The sequence below is a fragment of the Leucobacter sp. 7(1) genome (assembly GCF_900163635.1).
Lineage (GTDB): Bacteria > Actinomycetota > Actinomycetes > Actinomycetales > Microbacteriaceae > Leucobacter.
The window spans coordinates 77,436-98,530 of the sequence record NZ_FUID01000005.1; the positions used below are offsets into that span (position 1 = coordinate 77,436).

A 21,095-nucleotide genomic window follows, 5' to 3' on the forward strand; every position below is an offset into this window, starting at 1 on the left:
GAGATGGACAGCATCACAAACCCATACACGCCCAACGCTGGCGCCCGTCCCGATGCCATGGTCGGTCGCGAAGAACAGACGGCGGCATTTGGCGTGCTGCTCCAGCGCCTTGAAGTCGGGCGTACCAGCCAGTCACTCATTGTCAGGGGTTTGCGTGGTGTGGGGAAAACGGTGCCGCTCAACGAGCTCCGCGAGATCGCCGAACGTCGTTCCTGGAAGGTTGTCGAGCTTGAAGCGAGCAAGTTCGACGAGTCGGTACTTCGCCGAACGCTTGCTACCCAGCTCAAAGCCGCGCTACTACAACTCTCACCACGAGCGAAGTGGTCCGAGCGTTTCGAATGGGCCGGGTCAGCGCTCACCTCCTTCTCGCTCGCCGTCGATTTGCAGGGCACGTGGTCGCTCGGGTGGTCGGTCCCCTCGACAGAAGGAGTGGCGGATCATGGAGACCTCGCTCTTGACCTCACGGACGTGTTTCTCGAGCTTGGCAGGGCAGCCGAGGAGACTGGTCGTGGAATCGTGATCTCAGTGGATGAGGTTCAGTTTCTGAAGCGCGAGCAGCTTGAAGGCATCATTCAGGCCGTATACAAGACCGTCCAGAGGAAACTCCCGATCACTTTCGTCGGCGCTGGGATCCCACAGATTGCGGAGCTCGCGGGCGACGCGAAATCCTATGCGGAACGGCTCTTCAAGTTCCCCGAGATTTCAGCCCTCACTGATGCGGACGCCGCGGCCGCATTCGCGGATCCAGCAAGGAACGAGGGCGTGGAGTGGGACGACAACGCGCTGAAGTACGCGATAGCGATGACGCGAGGCTATCCATACTTCATCCAAGAGTTGGGGCACGAGGTGTGGGAAGTTGCGACGGGGGATCGAATCACCCTGGAGTCTGTGCATTACGCGATCGAAGCATACGAAGCGAAGCTTGATAGTTCCTTCTTTCGCGTGCGACTTGACCGGGCCACTCCCTTGCAGACCGCATATATGCGCGCGATGGCCCAGCTCGGAGCGGCTCCGCAGAAGGCTGCAGATGTGGCCGGCCTGATGGGACGGGAATCAGCCCAGGTTGCTCCGACGCGTGCCGAGCTCATCGACATGGGTCTCCTCTACACTCCGGAGCACGGCTACGCGGCGTTTACGGTTCCGGACTTCGACAAGTTCATGCTTCGAGCTGTGCCGAATCTGGAGGTTCCCCCGATTCGGAAGCGGCGTTCAACTCAGCGGTAGAGCTCGGTGGTGAATGACAGGACTCCGCGCACCCCAAGCCAGCCGTCAGCTTCGGAGGCCGCGCAGCGGTATCCTTGATCGGTGACACACTCCCCGGCTGAGGCCGCCTATTTGCGCGCCGTTGCAGCGTTCAAGAACCCGACGCTGGATCTGCTGCACGGCAGGTACGCCCCCTTCGTCGTCGCCGTGCTCACCCGCATGTTCACTGCGGAGCGCGCGTCCGTGCCCGTGGCCGACGCCCACGTCGAGGTCGGCGCGTTTGTCGAGGAAATCCGGGCGGCCGGCTTTGACGCCGAGGAACGCCAGATCCCGGCGGGATCGGGCCGCGAGATCTGCCGGTATTGGGTGCGCGTGGGTTGGCTGGTGCCCCACATTCAGGAGGGCATCGAGCTGTACCGGCTGTCCGCGCAGGCGGTGGGCGCGCTCGAGGTTGCCGGCCGCGCCGGCGGCGGACGGGCAAAGGTGTCCCGATCCCGCGTGCGTACTCTGCTGGAGTCCGTGGAACAGCTGACGCAGAGCGCGGAGACCGACCCAGAGAAACGGCTCGCGCGGCTGCGGGCGGAGCGGGACGAGATCGACGCGGAGATCGCCCTGCTGGAGCGTGAAGAAGCGCCGCTCGAGCCAATCGACGACGATCAGTTACTCGAAGACACCGAGAACATCCTGCACCTGTCCCGGGAACTGCCCGCCGACTTCGTGCGCGTCGCGGAGTCGATCAATGCGATGCAGCGTGACGTGATCGCGGAGCTGCGTCGCGACGAGCGCCCCGCGGGCGAGGTGCTGCGCGAATACTTGCAGCGCGGCGAACATGTCATGGACGCGACCCCCGAGGGCCGCGCGTTTTCTGGCGCGTTGAAGCTGATCGGCGACCCGGAACACATCGATCACCTCACCGATCAGTTGCAGGGAATCCTCGCACAGCCCTTCACCCGCTTGATGTCGGGGGAGCAGCGAGGCGACCTGCGCGCGATCGCGAAGCGGGTGGAGCAAGGCGTGCAGGAGGTCCTCAACGCCCAGCGGCGGGCCTCACACGTCATCACCACCCAGGTGCGCACGCACGATCCGATCCGGGATCGCGAGGTTGACGATCTGCTCCGCGGGGTCATGTCCAGCCTCCAGGCCTGGATGCCTGAGTCTAAAGCGGGCGACCGTGTGGACCCGTTGCGGAGCCTTCCGACCGGCGGGATCGGTCACCTGCGGCAATCGCTGAACGATCTGCGGCCCCCGAACCCGCCCGCCCCCTTGCGCGATTCGGGCGCGGAGGCCGAGTTCGTCGACGCGGATACGCGCGCCTGGGGCGGACCGAACTACGGAGAACTCGAAGCGTACCTCGCCGGGCTCGACTCGGAGCGCTTCGACCTCGCCACGGCGTTCGACGGCATCTCCGCGTCGGATTCGCGCCGCCCAGCCGACCTGCTCGGACTCCTGGAACTTGCCCACCGCAACGGCAGCATCGAGGGGGACACAGTCTCGGTAGTCGAGGCGCTCCGCCCCGATGGCACCGCCCGCCGCTTCGCTTTCGCGGCCGTGACCGCGCGCACACTGAAGGATGACGCAGATGCTAACTGAGCATGAGACACCGGCCGAGCACGAACCGGGTGCGCAGGACGCGGAGGCCCCGTTTGTCGAGGCCGTGGCGATGGAGAACGACCCGGACGGGAGCTTCGCCGGGGATCGCGGCGTGCTCGATCCTGCGGTCCGCCGCGTGCTCGTGCGCCTGCTGCAGCGCCGCGTGGTGTTCGCGGATCGCAACGCGGAGGAGTGGGCGGTACTGCTGGAGAACCAGCAGGTGATCGAGTCGCGGCTGCACGACCTGTTCGTGCGGCTCATCGTCGATCCCGAGCGCGGGGTCGCCTACAAGCAGCAGGTGCGCTCCGACGAGCTTGACGTGCCCGTGCTGCTGCGCGACGAGTCGTACAACCGCGCCGAAACGCTCGTGCTCGTGTATCTGCGTACTGTGTACCAGCGCGAGTCCACGGCGGGGGAGCGCGCGGTGTGGGTCGATGTCGAAGACATCGAGCAGACCGTGCTGAGCTACTTCACCGACGGGGACGGGAGCCCGGCCGCGCGGCAGAAGACAATTAAGAGCGCGCTCGGGCGCCTCCGCCAGGAGGGCATCATTGACGAGGAATCCGAGGGCCGCTACCGGATCACGCCGCTGATCGAGATCGTGCTGAGCGCGGATCGCCTGCGGGAACTGCTGAGCTGGCTCCGTGAGCAGGTGGCCCCGAACGCGCAAGACTCAAGCCCCGAGCCCACACACACCGATCAGGGAGAACCCACCGCATGACCATGATCGACACGCTCTTCGGCATGATTCCCGCGGCATCGCGGGGGCAGCAGTGGGTGGCAGACGAACTGCAGCTTGTGAACTGGGGCGGCTACGACGGCGCTCACCGGGTACGGTTCTCTCCGAATGCGACGCTCCTGTGCGGCGGATCGGGCTCCGGAAAGTCGACCCTGATGGACGGCTACATCGCTCTGATGATGCCGCATACGACCCCGTTCAACGGTGCCTCAAACGGCGGAGTGACGGGCCGACCGCGCGGCGACGAGCAGCGCAACATCCTGTCCTACGGCCGCGGCAAACTCGATGAGTCTCGCACCGACGAGGGCACCCGGGTGCGTGTGCTCCGCGGCGACGGGGAGGACACCTGGACGGCCCTGGCAATGACGTGGCTGGATCACGACGGCTCACGCTTTACGGCGGTGCGCGCCTGGTATTTCCCGGCCTCCGCCCGCCTGCTTGACGATGCGGTGAAGGTGCGCGCCACGATCGACGGCCCCTTCGATCTGAGCGCCCTGGAGGTCGCAGCAGCCCACAGGCTCTCCGACGCCGCGGTGAAGGCGGTAGGGCTCGACACCTTCGCAACGGATCGTGAGTTCTCGGCGAAGATCCACACGGTGCTCGGGATCGGGGCGGCTGGTGCCGGAGCGAAGGCGATGAGCTTGCTTGCCCGGATCCAGGCCGGCCAGCAGATCACGACCGTCGACGAGTTGTATAAGCGCATGGTGCTTGAAGAGCCCGATTCACTCGCGACGGCGGACGCGGTCGTGGGGCACTTCGACGAGCTCGAGGGCACTCGGCAACGGATGCTGACCGCGCAGAAGCAGGTGCGGGCGCTTCGGCCGATTCGCGAGATGCGCGAGCGGATTGTGGCTGCCGCGGATCAGCTCCGCTTGCTTGATGAGATCGGCCGATTCGGGGATCCGGAATCGCTGTCGGCGCTCTGGCGATCACACCGACGTCTTGCACTGCTGCGCGAAGTCGAGGCAGAGCTGCAGCAGGAGAACGCAGCTGCGGACGCTGAGGTGCGAGCCCAGCAGGCAGTGACCGCCGCCGCCGAGGCTGAACGTGCCGGTCTGGTTGAGGTGCTGCGGAACTCCGGTGGCGACCGGATCGAGCGGGCTGAGCGCGATCTCGGTCTGGTCGAATCTCGTCTGGAGCAGGTACGTGACGCCCGCGAGCGTTTCGACGCGATCGTGGCTCAGCTGTCCGAGGAGATCACGACCGAGAAGGCGTTCCGGGCGCTTGTCACGCGTGCGCGGGCGGAACTCGCGGATCCCGCAGCGAAGTCGGCCGTGCGGGACGCATACGCCGATGCTCGGGGTGCGACACACATGATTCGGGCCGAGCTTACCCAGCTCGAAGAAGAACACCGCCGCTCGGAATCCCTGCGGGGCAATATTCCGAGCAAACTGCACGAGTCACGCGAATTGCTCGCACAGGCAGCCGGCCTCTCAGCCGAGGATCTTCCGTTCGTGGGCGAACTCGTTGAGGTACGCACGGAGTTCGAACCCTGGCGTGACGCGTTCGGGCTTGCCCTTGGCGGGTTCGCAACCACGTTGCTGATCGACGCCGAGCATCTGCCGCGCTTCCGCGACGCAATCAATGAGGTTCGTGTGCCGTCTCGGCTGCGGTACGAGGGGGTACGGCTCGGCACCGCCGGGAAGACCCGCCTGGATGCGCAGCAGCTGCCGGGTCGCCTCGACTACCGCGAGGGCCCGTTCACGGGCTGGCTCCAGGAGCGATTGGCGGATCAGTTTGGCTTTGTGTGCGTGGACGATGCGGCCGCGCTGTCGCAGCACCGCATGGCACTGAGCATCACCGGACAAATGTCGCAGGGGAGCCGTGGCGCACACGGCGGGCACGGGAAGAGTTCAGTACTCGGATTCTCCAATCAGCGTCGCCTGGCGGAGCTGGCCGAGAACGTTGCCGCCTGTGAGCGACGGTTGCAGGCCGCTGCCGAGGTCGAGCAGGAAGCCGCCCAGGCGCTCGATGCGCTCGATGCGCGGCACACCGCCTACGGCAAGCTTGTGGACCTCAGCTGGGATCAGTTGAATGTCGCCGCGATCGAGCAAGAGCGCCTGAACTGGGAGCGGATTGTCGCGGGTCTCGTCGAGGGCAACCCAGAGATCGAAACATTGCAGTCACAGATCTCCGCACTCAAGTCGCAGATCGAGACGCAGCAGAAGAAAGTGGGCCGGGCCGAGGCAAAGCAGGAGAGCGTTGCACGGCGCTGGGCGGAGATCACCGATGAGGTGGATGCAGCTCAGCAATCGGTCGACGAGGCCGAGGACGCGGGCCGCGTGCTCGGAGAACACCACGCGGCCTACCTGAGCGAGCGCTTCGAGACTCCGGCCACGGGTCGTGCCCGGAACCGAGGTGATGCGTTGGCGCGCTTCGACGCGGCGCTCGACACAGCCGCGAAGCTGCTGCAGGAGGATCAGGCAGCCGCTCAGACTACGCTCGAAGAACAGCGCGGTCACCTGCGGCGTGCTCTTGAGAGCTTCTTAGAGAGCTGGCCCAACCCCAATCTACGCGCCGATCCGGACGCGTCCTTGAAGGACTTTGAGCGGATTCTTGCTGAGCTCGAAACCAGCGGGCTGCACGAACTCGAGGGGGAGTGGAAGCAGAGCCTGCTGAAGCTCTCGGGCAACGACCTGACAAACCTTGACTCCACGCTGAGCCGTGCGCTGCGCGAGATCAAGGAGCGCATCGAACCGATCAACCGGATCATGCGGGACCTTCCCTTCTACGATGATGAGCACCGCCTGCAGATCACCCCGCGGGAGACGCAGTCGGAGGCGCGGCGGCGTTTCCGCGCGGAACTGCGGGACGTGCGAAGCCTCATCGCGGGTGCCCAGAGTGACGCTGAGCGTGAGCTCGCCTACGAACGGATGGCCCGGCTGATTGGCCGGATCCGGCGCACCGCACCAGACTTCGCCGAGCTCGTAGACGTGCGCAACCACGTGCGAGTCAGCGCAGAGAAGGTGCACGCCCAGACCGGACAGCACGCGGCGCTCTACGACCATATTGGGGAGAAATCCGGGGGCGAGTCGCAGGAGCTCATCGCGTTCATCGTCGGTGCCGCGCTGCGCTACCAGCTCGGCGATGCGGACGCCGAGCGCCCGCGCTACGCACCCGTGTTCCTCGATGAAGCGCTCATCAAAGCGGACGCCCACTTCACGAAGCGCGCGATCGGGGCGTGGCGCGGGCTCGGTTTCCAGCTCATAGTCGGTGCGCCAAACGATAAGTACAGCGCGATTGAGCCCCACGTCGATGTCGAATACGACATCTTGAAGGACACCCGGGGTCGTTCTTGGGCAAAACCGAAAGTGGGGCTGCCCGCACACCGGTAATGCTCACCCCACTCCCGCGTCCCGCTCGGCTTGCTCACGCACGCACGTCAGTACCACGCCGATCGCCATGAGCGTGGAGATGAGCGAGGTGCCGCCCGCGGACACGAACGGCAGCGGCACCCCCAGCACGGGGATGAAACCGAGCACCACGGCCACATTCACGGCCATCTGAGCGCTGATCCACGCCGTCGCACCGCCGAGCACGGCGGTGGCGAACGGGTCGCTGCAGCGGCCGATGAGGCCGACGAGGGCGAGCGCGATGGCCGTGAATGCGGCGAGAACGGCCGCCGCCCCGATCAACCCGAGTTCTTCGCCAGTGATCGCAAAGATGAAGTCCGTGTCCGCCTCTGGCAGCCAAGCCCACTTCGCGGTTGAATTTCCGAGTCCCGCGCCGAAGATCCCGCCGTGCGCGAGTGCCCAGAAGCCGTTCAGTGACTGCCAACACATACCCTGCGCGTGTTCCGCGTCATTCAGGCAGTCGATTTCCATGAACTGCACAATACGAATGACGCGATTGGGTTTGATAAGTGTCATTACGGCGATGCCCGCGGCCGCGATTGCCGCGATCGCGGCGAGAAAGCGGAGGCGGACTCCGGAGAAGAACAGGCAGCCGAACACGAGTGCCGCGATCACCATGAGGGTGCCGAGATCCCCACCGATCACGTTGATGCCCATCGACAATGCAACGACGGGAAGGATCGGGATTGCGACGTGCCACCATTCGCGCAGGAGCGGACGCTTCGTCGCGAGCACCGTCGCGACCCACACCAGTAGCACGAACTTCATGAACTCCGCGGGCTGCGCGGAGAGAGGACCGAGGCGCAGCCAGTTTCGATTGCCTCCCGCCTCGTATCCCAGCGGGGTGTAGACCAAGAGTTGCAGGACGAGTCCCGCACCGAGCAGTGGCCACGCGAGACGCCGCAGCCTGTCCGTCGGGGTTCGACTGAGTGCCACGAGCAGCCCAAGCCCTACCAGCGCGTACCCACCCTGCCGGATCAATCCAGAGAACGGGTTGCCGCCTACAGCGATCGCCGAAACCTGGCTTGCGGACTGCACCATGAGGATACCGAGCCCGGTGAGGAGGCAGACCGCGGTCACCAGGATCGTTGTCAGGGTGCGCAGCGGCCCGGCCGCGGTGGGAACGCCACCGAAGCCGGTCGCACGCGCCGCAGGAAGACGCAGGCGGCTCGACCGAGAGGTCACGGTCGCCCTAGTTTACGCAGGGGAGAGCGCCGGCGAAAATCGGTTCGTCCCAGGTACCCACCACGGCAAAGCCGGGTGCCGGGGGCTCGGGCTGCGCGAGGGGCGCGGTGTCCTCCGGCTCTGGTGTCAGCTCCGGCTCCGGCGCCAGCTCTTGATCCTGATCCGCCTCAGCTGCGGTGCCGTCCTCCTGCTCCGTGAAGTAGGTTCCCGCGAGAATCGCCGCAACAACGCCCTGGACCTCATCGATATCGACAGTGTTCACCGAAGCGCCGTCGATCATGTCGAACTCGAGGATGGGGAGGGTCACGAATCGTGCCCCTGACTTCGAGGCCTCGAGCGCGATCCGAAGGAATTCAAGCACGTTGAAGTCGGTATCGAGCGCGACATGGTTCTGGGTCACGTCCACAAGTGCGGACACAGTTTTTGGGTTCGTGAGCGTGCTCCGCTGTGAGAGTTCGTGAGCCAAGCTGGCGAGGAATGCCTGCTGGCGGCGTGAGCGATCGAGATCGGTAAGGTACGGGCCGTCGACGCCGGTATCGCGCCGCTGCCGCACGAAACTCATCGCCTGCGCCGCGTCGAGTTCCTGCACGCCGGCGACGAAGTCCGCACCCGAGTACGCGTCCTCGGTTGCCTGGTTGAGGCACACAGTGATCGGGGCGACCGCCTGCGAGATGTATGCGAAACCGCCCATTGTCATCTCGACGAAGTGATCGATGCGAACGTCGCCGAGAAAGTGTGACACCGTTTCGATCTGCGCCTGGCGGCCAGCGCTCCGAGCCGCCTGGTAGACCTCTTCTTCGCTCAGCGTCTCGTCGCCGACAAGCTCGTTCATGCGCTCCTGCATCGCTAGCCCGTAGGCTTCCTTGATCTTCGAGTGTGTGATCCCGAGGGGTGCCCCCGCAAGCTCGACGTAGTCGTCGCGCGGGATCGAGATCCCCACGGTCTGCGACCTGTCCTCGGGAATGTGCAGCAGCATGAGTACGTTCGCGTTGTAGCCACCGTCGTCGGCGGTGCCCGCGTGCAGCGCCTCGTAGATCTCGTCGGGGAGCGGCTGGCCGTTTTGATCCACGCGGCTATCCATGCCCATGATCAGGATGTTCTGCTCGCCCGGGTCAGGTGCGACGTCGTCCACAAGCGGCAGGGTGAAGTCCGAACGGACGATGTTGCTGGTGATCGTGTGGTACGCGATCGCGATTCCCGCCCCCGTGAGAACAAGCACGGTGGTGAGCGCAATCGAGAGCGTCGTGATGAGGCGGCGTCGCCGCGAGCGAGGTGAGCGAAGTGGGCGAGATGAGGTCTGCATGTGGGTCCGTCCCGTGAGAATTGATCGGGGACCCCAGCGCGCACGTCTAAGCCCCGCAAACCGGGGTCGGGTGAGGCGCGCCAGGGCAGCGCATGAGTACCTCAGCAACCGGGCACCCTGAGGGGTGCCCGAGTGGGGGTACTCAGGCCGCGATCAATGGCGGAGTTGTCGGGACCTCTCGGAATGGGTCAGGTGGGAGCACGCAGCGCGTGATCCGGTGCAACTCACCCGCGGTCAACGCAGGGAGTCGCACTTCAAGGGCGGCCATTGCGGATCCCGGACCAAACGCCGGGGCGAGCACGGACATCACGCCGTCCGGCTCGTCGACCTCATCGACAGGGGCGAGCGCGGCCTGCTCGAGGATTGACTCGACATCGACGTCTTCGACGGTCTCATGTTTGGAGCGCGATTCGTCAAAGCGGAGAGTGAGTTGGGTGGGGTCCGGATCGCGAAGTGCGCCCTGCGATTGCATGATGTCGATCATCCAAAAGCTAGGCATGAACAGCGCGAACACGACGAGGAGGAGCAGCGGTAGTCGGAGCGATTGCGCGCGCATACTGACTCCCTTCCCGTGCATCTGGCCAACGGGGAGCGATGCTAGCAGGGCAAACTGGGTGGATCGGTGCGCGCGGGCTGACTACTCGGGGCGTGGATGCTGCAGCAGCTCGGCTCGCTCGCGGAGAAACGTCGCCAGGGTTGGGGCACCCGTGAGCGAGGCCCCGGCCCGCCATCTCACCCGGATGTCGCCGTCGCTATACCCGACGGGAAGTTCGGGATCGGTGAGGATCTCGGCGAGGCTCGCCTCGGGAAGGATCTCGGCGAAGCGGAGCGGGATTGGCGTTGCGTCGAAGTTCACCGGTTCGCCCGCGGGGATCCCGCCGCGCAGCGCGGCGGCCGCGATCTCTCTGCGTTGCTCTCGCGAGACGGACTGATAGCCGGGCCGGCCTCGTTCTGCGGCCCGGGTGGCGCGTCCAGCGGCGTAGAGCCGGGCATCGGTGCCGAGGAGGACGGTGCCCAGTCGCCAAGCAGTTCCGAACTCCTGCATCGTGTCCGGGCGTGCCCACAGCAGGATCTTGCGCGGTGTGATCACGCGGGCGAGATGCTCGGGGGGCACCCCTGCCGCAGCGAGGAGCTCCGCGGTCGCGGTGCACGCGTCCACAGCACGCGCAAGCGCCGCCTGGAACTCCTGCTCAGCTGTCATTCGGCCAGTGTATCCGGCACTAGAGTTGGTCTGATGAGCTCATCGTCGACAGCGCAGCATTTCACCCGCTCCGCCACGATCCGCGCCATGCTGCTCGTGCTGGTGGGCTCGCTAGGGATGCAATTCTCTGCCGTGATCGCGGTCGGGCTTTTCCCCGCGTTTGGTGTGCTCGGCACGAGCGCCCTCCGCATGGTGATCGCCGCGGTGATCCTGCTCGTTATTTTCCGGCCCCGACTGCACGGTCGGAGTCGGCGTGAGTGGCTTGGGATCATACTCTACGGTGTCGCTATGGCCGCGATGAACGCGTTCCTGTACCTCGCGTTTGCCCGGCTCCCGCTCGGCATCGCGACGACGATCGACTTCCTCGGGCCGTGCATGGTTGCGCTGCTTGCGTCGCGGCGCGCACGAGAGGGGGCGCTCGCGATGGTGGCACTGCTCGGGGTCGCGCTGATCGCCGGTTTTGGTGGGGCGCTCGACCCCCTCGGCCTGCTGTTTGCGGCGCTGGCGGGGACGGCGTTTGGGCTCTACACTCTGCTCGCCGCCCAGGTCGGACAGTCCGACGGTGGCCTCCCCAGCGTTGCCCTCTCCGTCACCGTTGCTGCGATCCTGACGCTTCCGTTCTCGGTTCCGGTGATGCCGCTGGTGCGCCCGGAGCACTTGCTCGCCCTCCTGACCTCTGCGGTGCTGGGTACCGCTCTCGCCTTCACCGTGGACACGATCGCGGGCAAACTGACCTCTGCGCGCGTCCTCGGGGTGCTGTTCGCATTTGACCCTGTCGTCGGGACGATCCTCGGCGCGCTGTTCCTGAATCAATTGCTCACTCCGATCGCGGTACTTGGCATTGTTCTCGTTGTCGGTGCGGGGGCAGGAATCGTGTGGCTCTCCGGAGGACACGGCCCGGCGGCCAAGGAGCCGGCGTCACCCGCGTAGGCTGGGGATGTGACTTCAAACGCAGCACGCGAGTCGCTCGAGATCGAGCGTAAGTACGAGGTAGACGTGGCCGCCACGATGCCAACGCCAGAGCAGTTTCGGGCCGCCGGGTTCGAGCCTGACCCGCCCGTGACGTTCCCGCTGCGAGCGCGGTACTTTGACACTGTCGACGAGGCGTTGGCGCGCGCCGGCGTCGCGCTCCGAGTCCGCGAGGGCGGGACTGACGCGGGCTGGCACATCAAAGTGCGGCAGCCGGGAGGCGTGCGAGAACTGCAGTGGCCGCTCGCGGAAGAACTGCCGGAGGCCCTTGTGGCAGAGCTTCGCGCACTTGTCGGCGATGCCGCCGACAAAGTACAGCCGCGGGCAACGATGGACACCGAGCGCACCGTGGTTCTCCTGCGAGACGCGGCCGGGGTTGCCCGGATCGAGCTTGCCGACGACAGCGTCCGCACGGCAGATCTTGCCGCCGGTGTGCGGCGTGCGTGGCGGGAGTGGGAGGCGGAGCTCCTCCCCGGCGCCGATGAGTCGGAACTCGATGCGGTGGATCCGGTGCTGCGTGGCGCGGGTGCTGTACCCTCCGCGAGCCCAGCGAAGATCGCGCGCGCAACTGGGCGTTTGATAGCGCTTGCGCAGGCCCGCGGGGCCGACGCGGCGCAGCTTGCGGCTCTTGCCGCGCTCGACGCGGCTGATCAGGAAGCGGCGCGTAGGCTGGACACATGAGTAAGCGAGCGAATTCCGGCACACCGCAGGGCGGACGTGGCGCGGGTAAGACCCCGGAACCCTCACCGAAGGCGCGCCGGAAGCAGATCATTGTCGGCCTGATTATGGGGGCGGTGATGGGCCTGGTCATCAGCGCGATCAGCCAGTTCTGGCTCTGGCTCCCCGCGGGACTCGCTGTGGGACTTGCCGCCGGTGCGATCATGAAGCCGCCGGCGGAGTAGCGCCTCACCTGGCTATTGAGGGTGCGAGGTGTGTGCTCCGTGCATCGTGTCAATGGCGTTGACATGTCCATTTACATCCGCGTGAAAGTGTGCGAGGATCAAGCAGGACATCGAAGACGAGGACCCCATGCACCCCACAATTTTTGAAACGAACCGCCCCGCGGCGAAGATCGTCGAGGACGCGCTCGCCGACACGAAGCTCGAATGCTTCTGGATCGATGACGTCGCCGGGACCACCGCGCAGTACCCGCCACTCGCTGGTGACACGCGCGTCGACGACGCCGTGGTCGGTGGCGGCTACGCCGGCCTCTGGACGGCGATCAAGCTCAAGACCGCACACCCGGAACGCCGGGTAGTGCTCCTCGAGGCACAGCGGGTGGGCTGGGCCGCCTCCGGGCGCAACGGCGGGTTCTGCGAGGCAAGCATCACCCACGGTGAGCCGAACGCCGAAGCCCGTTGGCCCGAGGAGACGGGCACGCTGCGCCGCCTGGGCTACGAAAACCTTGACGCGATGGAATCGTTTTTCGCGGAGCACGAGCTCGACGTCGAGTTTGAGCGCACCGGCCAGTTGTCCGTCGCGAACGCGCCGCACCAGGTCGAGTGGCTGGGGGAGAGCGACGATCCCGCAGTCGTCACGCTGAGCGCCGCCGAGGTGCAGGAGCGGATTGCATCGCCCACCTTCCTAGGGGGCGAGTTCTCGCCGCACGAAAACGCAAACCTGCACCCCGCAAAGCTTGTCGCTGAGCTCGCACGTCACGCCGCCAGCATCGGCGTCGAGATCCACGAGCAGACCCCGGTGAAGCGTCTCGACGGCGGTGCCGACACCCCGATCCAGCTCGCCACTGAGCGCGGGACCGTGACGGCGGAGCGTGTGGCGCTGTGCACCAACGTCTTCCCGTCGCTGCTGAAGCGCTACCGCTTCCATACGGTCCCCGTCTACGACTACGTGCTGATGACCGAGCCGCTGACCGACGAGCAGCTCGACTCAATCGGGTGGTCGGGGCGCGAGGGGCTTGCCGATATGGCGAACCAGTTCCACTACTCCCGCCTCACAAAGGACAACCGCATTCTCTGGGGCGGCTATGACGCCGTGTACTTTGCCGGTGGCAAGATCCGACCCGAGAACGAGGACCGGATCGAGAGTCACCGCAAGCTCGCGAGCCACTTCTTCACGACGTTCCCGCAGCTTGCCGGTGTGAAGTTCACGCACCGCTGGGCCGGGGTGATCGACACGAGCACGCGTTTCTGCGCGTTCTTCGGCCAGGCACACGGCGGCCGCGTGCAGTATGTGGCGGGCTTCACAGGCTTGGGGGTTGGGGCCACCCACTTCGCCGCCGACGTGATCGTGGACCGGCTTGAGGGCCGGGTCACTGAACGCACCGAACTGAAGATGGTCAAGGACGTGCCGTTGCCGTTCCCGCCGGAGCCCGCGGCCTCGATCGGCATCAACCTGACCCGCTGGGCAATGGATCGCGCCGACCATAACGAAGGCAAGCGGAACCTGCTGCTGAAGACGCTCGACGCGCTCGGCCTGGGGTTCGACTCGTGAGCGGCGCACAGCTGCCCGAGGGTGCCAACCTCGCGGTGAGCGCGGTCACGGCCGATGTTGCACTTGAGGCCGTTCCGGCGGCCGACGTGGTGACCGGATCGCCCGTTCAGGGCACGCTCGAGCTCGGCAAGATCGCCGGGGCCGAGGCGGGCGTGTGGGAGCTGCGCGGCGGCACGGTCACCGATACCGAGGTCGACGAGCTGTTCATTGTGCTCTCGGGCGGGGCCACGATCGAGCTGTTGAGCGAGCCCGGGCGTGACGCCGCTGCGGGGGAGGCCCCCCGCGTGGTCGAGGTCGGCCCGGGGGACGCAATGCGGCTTGTCGCAGGAACCCGCACCCGGTGGACCGTCGCCGACCACATCCGCAAGATCTACATCGCAGAGGCCTAGCGCGGAGGTCGCGCGCTGAGGCCTCGCGCGGGGCTACCGCACTCAACACGAGCCTTTTTATCCATACTGAGCCCAGTTTCGCGAAACTGGGCTCAGTATGGATAAAAACCCTCGGTTTGGGCGAGCCCGAGTGGGGAACTGGGGACGTGCCCATCGGGCAAGAGTCGGGTAGAGCGCGCACGCTATCGCTCGCGCGAAGCTGAGCGTTGCCTGTAAGATAATCGCTTGGTCGCGCGCCTTCGGGGCGGACGCGCAGCACACTCTGATTCATCGCCCCCTGAAGGAGCCCACATGGCCCTGCCCTGGAAACTGCACGGAGACGGCAAGCACGTCGCCCCGGACGCGATCGTGCTCCCCGAGGAGCGCCTGAGCTGGGGCCGCACCTTCGGCTTCGGGGCGCAGCACGTGGTCGCCATGTTTGGCGCGACCTTCCTCGTGCCGCTGATCACTGGCTTCAGCCCGACGGCCACCCTGTTCTTCTCGGGCCTCGGCACAATTCTCTTCCTGCTGCTGACGGGCAACCGCCTCCCGAGCTACCTCGGCTCTTCGTTCGCGTTCATCGCGCCGATCATGGCGGCAACGGCGGGCGGCGACGACCTCGGTCGGGCCTCCTTCGGAATCCTGGCGATCGGCGTGCTCATGGCCATCGTTGGCCTCGTGGTGCACCGCTTCGGGACGGGGTGGATCAACGCACTGATGCCGCCCGTGGTGATGGGAGCGATTGTTGCGCTCATCGGCTTTAACCTGGCCCCCGCCGTGCGCAATAACTGGACGGGCAACCCGGGTGCGAACCCGGATGTGGATCAGGTGCTCTCCTCCTGGGTTGCGCTGGCGACGCTCGTGGCGATTCTGCTGATTACCGTCCTGTTCCGCGGCCTGATCGGCCGTCTGTCGATCGTGCTGGGCATGGCGGTCGGCTATGTCATCGCCGTGATGACCGGGCTTGTCGATTTCACCGCGGTGTCGGAGGCGTCGTGGGTGGGCCTGCCCGCGTTCCACGCTGTGGGCAACCCCTTCGCGGATCCGACGCTCTGGGGCCTGCTGCCCGCGTTCCTCCCCGTCGTGCTCGTGCTGATCGCCGAAAACGTGGGCCACGTCAAGAGCGTCGGGCTTATGGTGGGCCGCGACCTTGACGGGGTCACCGGCCGCGCGCTTCTCGCGGACGGTCTTTCGACGATGCTCGCCGGCTTCGGTGGCGGATCCGGCACCACGACCTATGGCGAGAACATCGGCGTCATGGCGGCGACCCGCGTCTACTCGACGGCGGCCTACTGGATCGCGGGTGGCATCGCGGTCTTCTTGAGCTTCTCCCCGAAGGTCGGTGCGGTGATCTTCTCGGTGCCGCCGGCCGTGCTCGGTGGCGTGACCGTGGCGCTCTACGGCCTGATCGGCCTGATCGGTGTAAAGATCTGGATCGACAACAAGGTCGATTTCTCGAAGCCGATCAACCAGTTCTCGGCGGCAGTTCCGCTGATCGTGGGTATCGCGGACTTCACGATCCAGTTCGGCTCGGTCGTGTTCAACGGTATTGCGCTGGGCACGATCGCCGCGATTGGCGTCTACCACCTGATGCGCATCCTTGCGAAGGCGCGCGGCGGCGAGATGCAGATTGCAGATCCGGTCGTCACCGCTCCCGCCGAAGAGGCGAAGCCCTAACCCGGCAACCACCTGGGAAACCGTCACCCCGGCGCGCGAAACTCCGCCGGGGTTACGGTCGTTTCACCATGCACCGCTTAGGGTGGCGGTGTGTGGAGTGTAGAGCGGCGACGGCGACCGGAGACGGATCCCCGCGCAAATGACGCGGAAGGCGTTACCGCTGAGGCGGTGACACCTCGAGACGAGGCTGCCCTCGCCCCCACACCAGAGCCCAGTGCTCCGCCGGAGGAAGATTTGACGACGCAACTCACCGGCCCGGTGTCCCTCGTGGACGCCTACGCAGACGAGCACGCCGACTGGCGGCGCGAAGCCGCGCGCATCGGCGGCCGCAACCCGATGTTGCACTTCGACGACAGCCCGGCGAACCGGATTGAGCTGTCGACGACGCACCCCGGAGGCCTGCCACAGTTCATCACCGGCAACAAGATCCTGCTGTCCGCGCTGATCCGCGACGATCTGGCGCTGCGTCACGCTCGCGTCGCGGCGGGCCGCGTCACGGATAAGGCCATCGAGATGCGCACCGTGCGCGGGCTCGAAACGGTTCACCTGGGCGTGGGCATCGCAAAGTGGACCTTCGAGGGCGAAGAATACTGCGCGCCCGTGCTGCTGCGCCCGCTCGCGATCCGGCGCTATGGCCGAGATTTCGAGCTCAAGCTGAAGCAGTTCCCCGTGGTCAACGTGGAGCTGATCCGAATCCTGAGCGAGCAGTTCGGGATCACTCTGGACGCCCGGAGCCTCGTCGAACTGTCGCAGTCTGAGGGCGTGTTTAAGCCTCAGCCCGTGATCGATCGGGTGCGGCAAATGGTGGCCGGGGTGTCCGGCTTTGTGGTTCAGCCGCGGCTCGTGGTGTCCTCGTTCCACAGCGTTTCGCAGGGCATGGTCGATGCGGTGAAGGATCTCGACTCACCCATCCTTGCAGCGCTCTGCGGCAGCGAGCCCGCGCGCGAGCGCCTCACCGCGTCATACCGCCCGGTCAGCGCGACGCCCGCCGACGAGCGCTCTCCCGACGTTGACCGTTACCTCTACGACGCGGACGCCGAACAGGACGATGTGCTCGCGCAGATCGACGCCGGGCACTCGCTCGTGGTGCACGCGCTGCCCGGCACGGGTGGCACCCAGACCGTGGTGAACGCGATCGGCAGTCTCGTTCGCGACGGCAAGCGGGTCCTTGTGGTGTCTCCGCGCCGGGCCACACTCGACGGCATCACACACCGCCTCACGCGCGCCGGTCTTGCCGGCCTGTCCGTGTCGCCGCGCCGCCTGCGTCGCAACCTTGTCGAATCGATCAGCCGCAATGAGAACGCCCGAGCTGAGCAGCTCGGCGAGGTCGATGCCGCGCTGATCCGGCTCCGGGGTGTCCTGAGCGACTATCGCGGCGCGCTTTCCGGAACCGACGAGCGATTCGGTGTCTCGCCGCTGGACGCGCTCCGCCGCCTTACACAGCTTGCGCTCGGGGAACGTCAGCCGAGCACGACGGTTCGGCTCGACGATCAAGCACTCGGCCAGCTCACACTCGACCGCAGTTCAATGGCTGAGGCCTTGACCGAGGTAGCTCGGCTCGGCCAGTTCCAGTATGGTCCCGAGGACTCGCCCTGGTACGGCGTGAGCTTCCAGACCACGGAGGAAGCACGGACCGCATACGGTCTCGCCGTTGATCTCGCTGAGTCGCAGCTGCCGCGCCTGATCTCGATGGCCAACGAGGTCATCGGCCAGACCTCGATGCGGCCGTACGACACGATCGCTGAGCTCGGGGTCTATCTCCGCCTGCTCATGGGGATCCGGGACACGCTGGATCGCTTCACCCCGGCCGTGTACGACCGTTCCCTTACCGAGGTGATCGCGGCGCACGCCCCCGGTCGCAGCGGTGAGGAAATGACATCCGCGAATAAGCGACGCCTGCGGAAGCTCGCCCGCGAATACGTGCGCCCCGGTGTCCACATCACCGACATGTACTCGCGGCTCGTGCAGATCCAGCAACAACGCGTGCTGTGGCAGCGGTATACGACCGTTGTCGGGGCGCGGCCCGAGGTTCCGCTGGGTATCTCGGACGTTGTTGTGGCGTTCCAGTCGGCGTACCAGGATCTCGATGAGCTCGACCGGGTGCTCGGCGTCGTTGGGGACCCGAACCGCTTGAAGAACCTGACTCTTGGCGCACTCGCGAGCAGGATTTCGGATCTCGCGCGCGAATCCGAGGTGCTGCAGAACATCCAGGAGCGCACCACAATCGTGGAGCGCATGCGCGCCGCGCACCTGGAACCCCTGCTTGATGATCTCTCCGCGCGACACGTGCCCGCTGAGGACGTCGCGGCGGAGCTTGAGCTCGCGTGGTGGCAGTCAGTGCTGGAGCGCATGCTGCAGACAAACCCTGCCCTGCTGAGCGCGAACACGGGCGTGATCGAGCGACTCGAGGCTGACTTCCGCCTGGTGGACGATGCCCACGCGGGCGCAAACGGAACGCTGCTCGCGGCAAGTCTCGCGGACGCGTGGCGGGTGGCCGTGCTGGATCACAAGCAGGAGGCACTTGCGATGCGCGGTTCGCTGCGCCGCTCGGATACGACCGCGACGATGCTCGCCCAGGGTGCACCGCACTTGCTCGGCGTGCTGGCCCCGGTGTGGACAATGTCGCCGTACGAGGTGGCGCAGCTGCCCGATGGGATGCGCTTCGACACCGTGCTCCTCGTGGACGCGGGAGCGACGACCCTTGTGGAGAATCTCGGGGCGATCCGGCGCGCGAATCAGGTTGTTGCCTTCGGCGACCGCATGACGCAGACTCCCTCGCACTTCGAGGTGTCCGTGGGGGCCGAGTCGCCCGACGCGGATGACGCTGAAGAACTGCACGGACGGTCCGCCTACGCTCAGCTGAGTGAGGTGCTCCCCACGCTCACGCTCACGCGGAGTTACCGCGCGGGCGGCGAAGACCTGACGAACCTCGTGAATTCCCGCTTCTATGGCGGGGCGATCCAGTCGCTCCCGTGGGCGGGCAGTTTCCTGGGCCACTCCAGCCTGACGTACGAGTTTGTGCGCGGTGGGCAGGGCCTCCCCGATCAGCAGAGCGGTGCGGTCGAGAGCACGGACGCCGAAGTTGAGCGGGTTGTCCAGCTTGTCCTTGAGCACGCGAGCGAACGCGCGGGCGAATCTCTCATGGTGATTACCGCGAGCGAGCGGCACGCGGTGCGCGTCTACCAGGCCGTACTGCAGGCTTTTTCAAAGTTCCCGCAGTATCGCGACTTCCTGCTTGGTGAGCGTGCGGAACCCTTCGCTGTACTCACCCTCGAGCAGGCCACGGCCCAGAGCCGGGACCGGGTGATCTTCTCGATCGGGTTTGGGCGCACGCCACACGGCCGCGTGCTCTCGAACTTTGGCGGACTCGGTCGGCCCGGAGGCGAACGCCTGCTCGCGGTCGCGATGACCCGCGCCCGGCGCGCGATGACAATCGTCAGCTGCTTCAAACCGGAGGATCTCGATTCGGTCCGGATCAAGCACGGTGTTGTCGATCTCGCCGAGCTGCTCGCGATGGAGCACCCGGCCCCAGAAGCCCCCGCGCTGCCCGCCGAGCGGGACCCGATGATTGGGGAGCTTGCCGACCGGATGGAAGCGCTGGGCATGCACGTGGCCCTCGACTACCGGGGTGTGATCCCGCTCGCGGCCTCACTCAACGGCCGGGCGATCGCGGTCGACATCGACCTGGGGGACGGCTCAGAGAGCCTGCGCGATACGCTCCGCCTGCGGCCCGCGGTGCTGCGTCGACTGGGCTGGCACTATCACCGAGTGCAGAGCTTCGACCTCTTCGCGGATCCCGATGAGGCCGCGCGGCGGATCGCTCGTACTCTCGGTCACGGGGCCGAGACGGCACCCGGCGCGGGCCAGGAGTGAGTGAACAGAATCCTCGCCGGTCGCGCCGGGCGCAGCGGGCCGCCCCGGAAGGGGTGGACCCGCGGCCGTCCGAGCATCCGCTGGACGCACCCGCGCGGGAGGATCGGGCCGAGGGCTGGGGTGATGGCGGTACCGCGTCAAACGGCACGGCCGAGCGAGCGAACGAGGACAGGCTCCGCCGTGACCGCCCGCCCCACTGGGGCTAGGAACTCGAGCTGCTGCTGGATCCCGAGCTGCTGGATCCCGAGCCGGAAGAGCTGCCGGATCCTGAGTCGGAGTATCCCGAGCTTGCGGGGATCGAGGAGCTCGATGAAGAACCACCCGAGCGGGAATCGGTCCGGTAGAACCCGGAGCCCTTGAAGGTGACACCGAGCGAACCGAACACCTTGCGCAGGGTTCCCTCGCACTCGGGGCACGTTGTCAGCGCGTCGTCCGTGAACGACTGGTACACGTCAAAGGCGTGGCCGCAATCGGCGCACCGGTAAGCATAGGTAGGCACAATGACCCAGCTTAGCGCGTCTGGATGTGAAAGCTGCGGATCCCTGCGGGGGTGGCCGCCCCCGTGACCGGGACATCGTGCGGGTCGCGCGGCAGCGACGGCAGGATCTCCTCCGCAAACACGACGGCGTAGACCGGCGGTGCCGGATCCAGCGCTGCAAGGCACCGGTCGTAGTAGCCGAGGCCCCAGCCGAGACGGGTCCCCGAGTTGTCTACCGCGCATGCCGGAATGAGCATGAGGTCAGCGGTGCCCGCCGCGCTCGCGGGGAGGCGCGGTCCGGCAGGCTCGTGAATTCCGTGCAGCCCCACCTCGGGCGGCGCGGCGCTGTGATAGGCCCACGCGAGGGTGCGATCAGCTTGTGAAATGGGCAGCAGCACCTCGATCCTGTGGCTGAGCGCCCATTGCAGGAATTGTGACGGATCCGGTTCGCCCGGGGTTGGGAGATAGCAGGTGATGCGGCGTGCCCCCGCCTGGGTCACGAGCGTAGTGAGGTGCGCCGACAGGGCGACCGCGGCACGATCCCGCGCCGCCTCGCTGCGTTCCGACCGCTGTGCGCGCACTGCTGCGCGTACCCGTCGCTTCCGCGTGTCCGCCTCGCCGGTCATGGCCACAGCCTAGCCGTCGCACAGCATCGCAGGCTCCCTCAACTTTGCGGAGCGCTCCCGCGATATTAGGCTGGCCACC

General features: G+C 66.4%; 17 protein-coding genes. 11 read left to right on the forward strand and 6 right to left on the reverse strand.

Annotated elements, in window-relative coordinates:
• The first annotated feature begins 3 nt into the window (after positions 1-3).
• The 4 genes from FM113_RS01840 (at position 4) to FM113_RS01855 (ending at position 6,867) form a co-directional block, all read left to right on the forward strand.
• A complete protein-coding gene (locus FM113_RS01840; RefSeq protein WP_087010899.1) occupies positions 4-1,224 on the forward strand; it encodes an ATP-binding protein in 1,221 nt (406 codons plus the stop codon).
• A gap of 81 nt (positions 1,225-1,305) precedes the next feature.
• A complete protein-coding gene (locus FM113_RS01845; RefSeq protein WP_087010901.1) occupies positions 1,306-2,793 on the forward strand; it encodes a DUF3375 domain-containing protein in 1,488 nt (495 codons plus the stop codon).
• Positions 2,783-3,514 (forward strand): DUF4194 domain-containing protein, encoded by a 732-nt coding sequence (locus tag FM113_RS01850; protein WP_217895936.1) that lies wholly within the window; start codon positions 2,783-2,785, stop codon positions 3,512-3,514. Before FM113_RS01845 ends, FM113_RS01850 begins: the two co-directional genes overlap by 11 nt.
• The gene (locus FM113_RS01855) at positions 3,511-6,867 is read left to right on the forward strand and encodes an ATP-binding protein (RefSeq protein WP_087010903.1); all 3,357 of its coding nucleotides are present in this window, start codon (positions 3,511-3,513) and stop codon (positions 6,865-6,867) included. Before FM113_RS01850 ends, FM113_RS01855 begins: the two co-directional genes overlap by 4 nt.
• Before the next feature lie 3 nt (positions 6,868-6,870).
• Here FM113_RS01855 and FM113_RS01860 read toward each other — a convergent pair whose 3' ends face one another.
• The 4 genes from FM113_RS01860 to FM113_RS01875 all read right to left on the reverse strand — a co-directional run bounded on the left by FM113_RS01860 (position 6,871) and on the right by FM113_RS01875 (position 10,574).
• Positions 6,871-8,070, reverse strand: a complete 1,200-nt coding sequence (locus FM113_RS01860) for a putative peptidoglycan glycosyltransferase FtsW (RefSeq protein ID WP_087010905.1) — start codon at positions 8,068-8,070, stop codon at positions 6,871-6,873.
• Between the two features lie 7 nt (positions 8,071-8,077).
• Positions 8,078-9,373: an LCP family protein gene (locus tag FM113_RS01865; RefSeq protein WP_087010907.1), complete on the reverse strand. Its 1,296-nt coding sequence runs from the start codon at positions 9,371-9,373 to the stop codon at positions 8,078-8,080.
• A gap of 142 nt (positions 9,374-9,515) precedes the next feature.
• Positions 9,516-9,929, reverse strand: coding sequence for a hypothetical protein (locus FM113_RS01870; RefSeq protein WP_087010909.1), 414 nt, complete (start codon positions 9,927-9,929; stop codon positions 9,516-9,518).
• 81 nt (positions 9,930-10,010) lie between these two features.
• Complete coding sequence (locus tag FM113_RS01875; protein ID WP_087010911.1) at positions 10,011-10,574, reverse strand: hypothetical protein; 564 nt, start codon at positions 10,572-10,574, stop codon at positions 10,011-10,013.
• A gap of 33 nt (positions 10,575-10,607) precedes the next feature.
• Between FM113_RS01875 and FM113_RS01880 the strand changes: the two genes are divergently transcribed.
• The 7 genes from FM113_RS01880 to FM113_RS01910 all read left to right on the forward strand — a co-directional run bounded on the left by FM113_RS01880 (position 10,608) and on the right by FM113_RS01910 (position 19,912).
• Entirely contained in the window at positions 10,608-11,504 is an 897-nt protein-coding gene (locus FM113_RS01880) for a DMT family transporter (protein WP_254908819.1), read from the forward strand.
• A 9-nt stretch (positions 11,505-11,513) separates the two neighbouring features.
• The gene (locus FM113_RS01885) at positions 11,514-12,224 is read left to right on the forward strand and encodes a CYTH domain-containing protein (protein ID WP_087010913.1); all 711 of its coding nucleotides are present in this window, start codon (positions 11,514-11,516) and stop codon (positions 12,222-12,224) included.
• On the forward strand, positions 12,221-12,445 hold the full coding sequence (locus FM113_RS01890; protein WP_087010916.1) for an HPP family protein: 225 nt from the start codon (positions 12,221-12,223) through the stop codon (positions 12,443-12,445). Before FM113_RS01885 ends, FM113_RS01890 begins: the two co-directional genes overlap by 4 nt.
• A 127-nt stretch (positions 12,446-12,572) precedes the next feature.
• Positions 12,573-13,994, forward strand: coding sequence for an FAD-binding oxidoreductase (locus FM113_RS01895; protein WP_087010917.1), 1,422 nt, complete (start codon positions 12,573-12,575; stop codon positions 13,992-13,994).
• Positions 13,991-14,383: a cupin domain-containing protein gene (locus FM113_RS01900; protein WP_087010920.1), complete on the forward strand. Its 393-nt coding sequence runs from the start codon at positions 13,991-13,993 to the stop codon at positions 14,381-14,383. Before FM113_RS01895 ends, FM113_RS01900 begins: the two co-directional genes overlap by 4 nt.
• Before the next feature lie 291 nt (positions 14,384-14,674).
• On the forward strand, positions 14,675-16,039 hold the full coding sequence (locus FM113_RS01905) for a uracil-xanthine permease family protein (RefSeq protein WP_087010921.1): 1,365 nt from the start codon (positions 14,675-14,677) through the stop codon (positions 16,037-16,039).
• A gap of 234 nt (positions 16,040-16,273) precedes the next feature.
• Positions 16,274-19,912 carry an AAA family ATPase gene (locus tag FM113_RS01910; protein WP_087010923.1) on the forward strand — a complete coding sequence of 1,213 codons (3,639 nt, stop codon included), beginning with the start codon at positions 16,274-16,276 and terminating at the stop codon, positions 19,910-19,912.
• Between the two features lie 202 nt (positions 19,913-20,114).
• On the opposite strand, the gene FM113_RS01915 is transcribed toward FM113_RS01910, so the two are convergent.
• Both FM113_RS01915 and FM113_RS01920 read right to left on the reverse strand, forming a co-directional pair.
• Entirely contained in the window at positions 20,115-20,411 is a 297-nt protein-coding gene (locus FM113_RS01915) for an FmdB family zinc ribbon protein (RefSeq protein WP_087010925.1), read from the reverse strand.
• Between the two features lie 11 nt (positions 20,412-20,422).
• Positions 20,423-21,016 carry a 5-formyltetrahydrofolate cyclo-ligase gene (locus FM113_RS01920; protein ID WP_087010927.1) on the reverse strand — a complete coding sequence of 198 codons (594 nt, stop codon included), beginning with the start codon at positions 21,014-21,016 and terminating at the stop codon, positions 20,423-20,425.
• Positions 21,017-21,095: the final 79 nt, after the last annotated feature.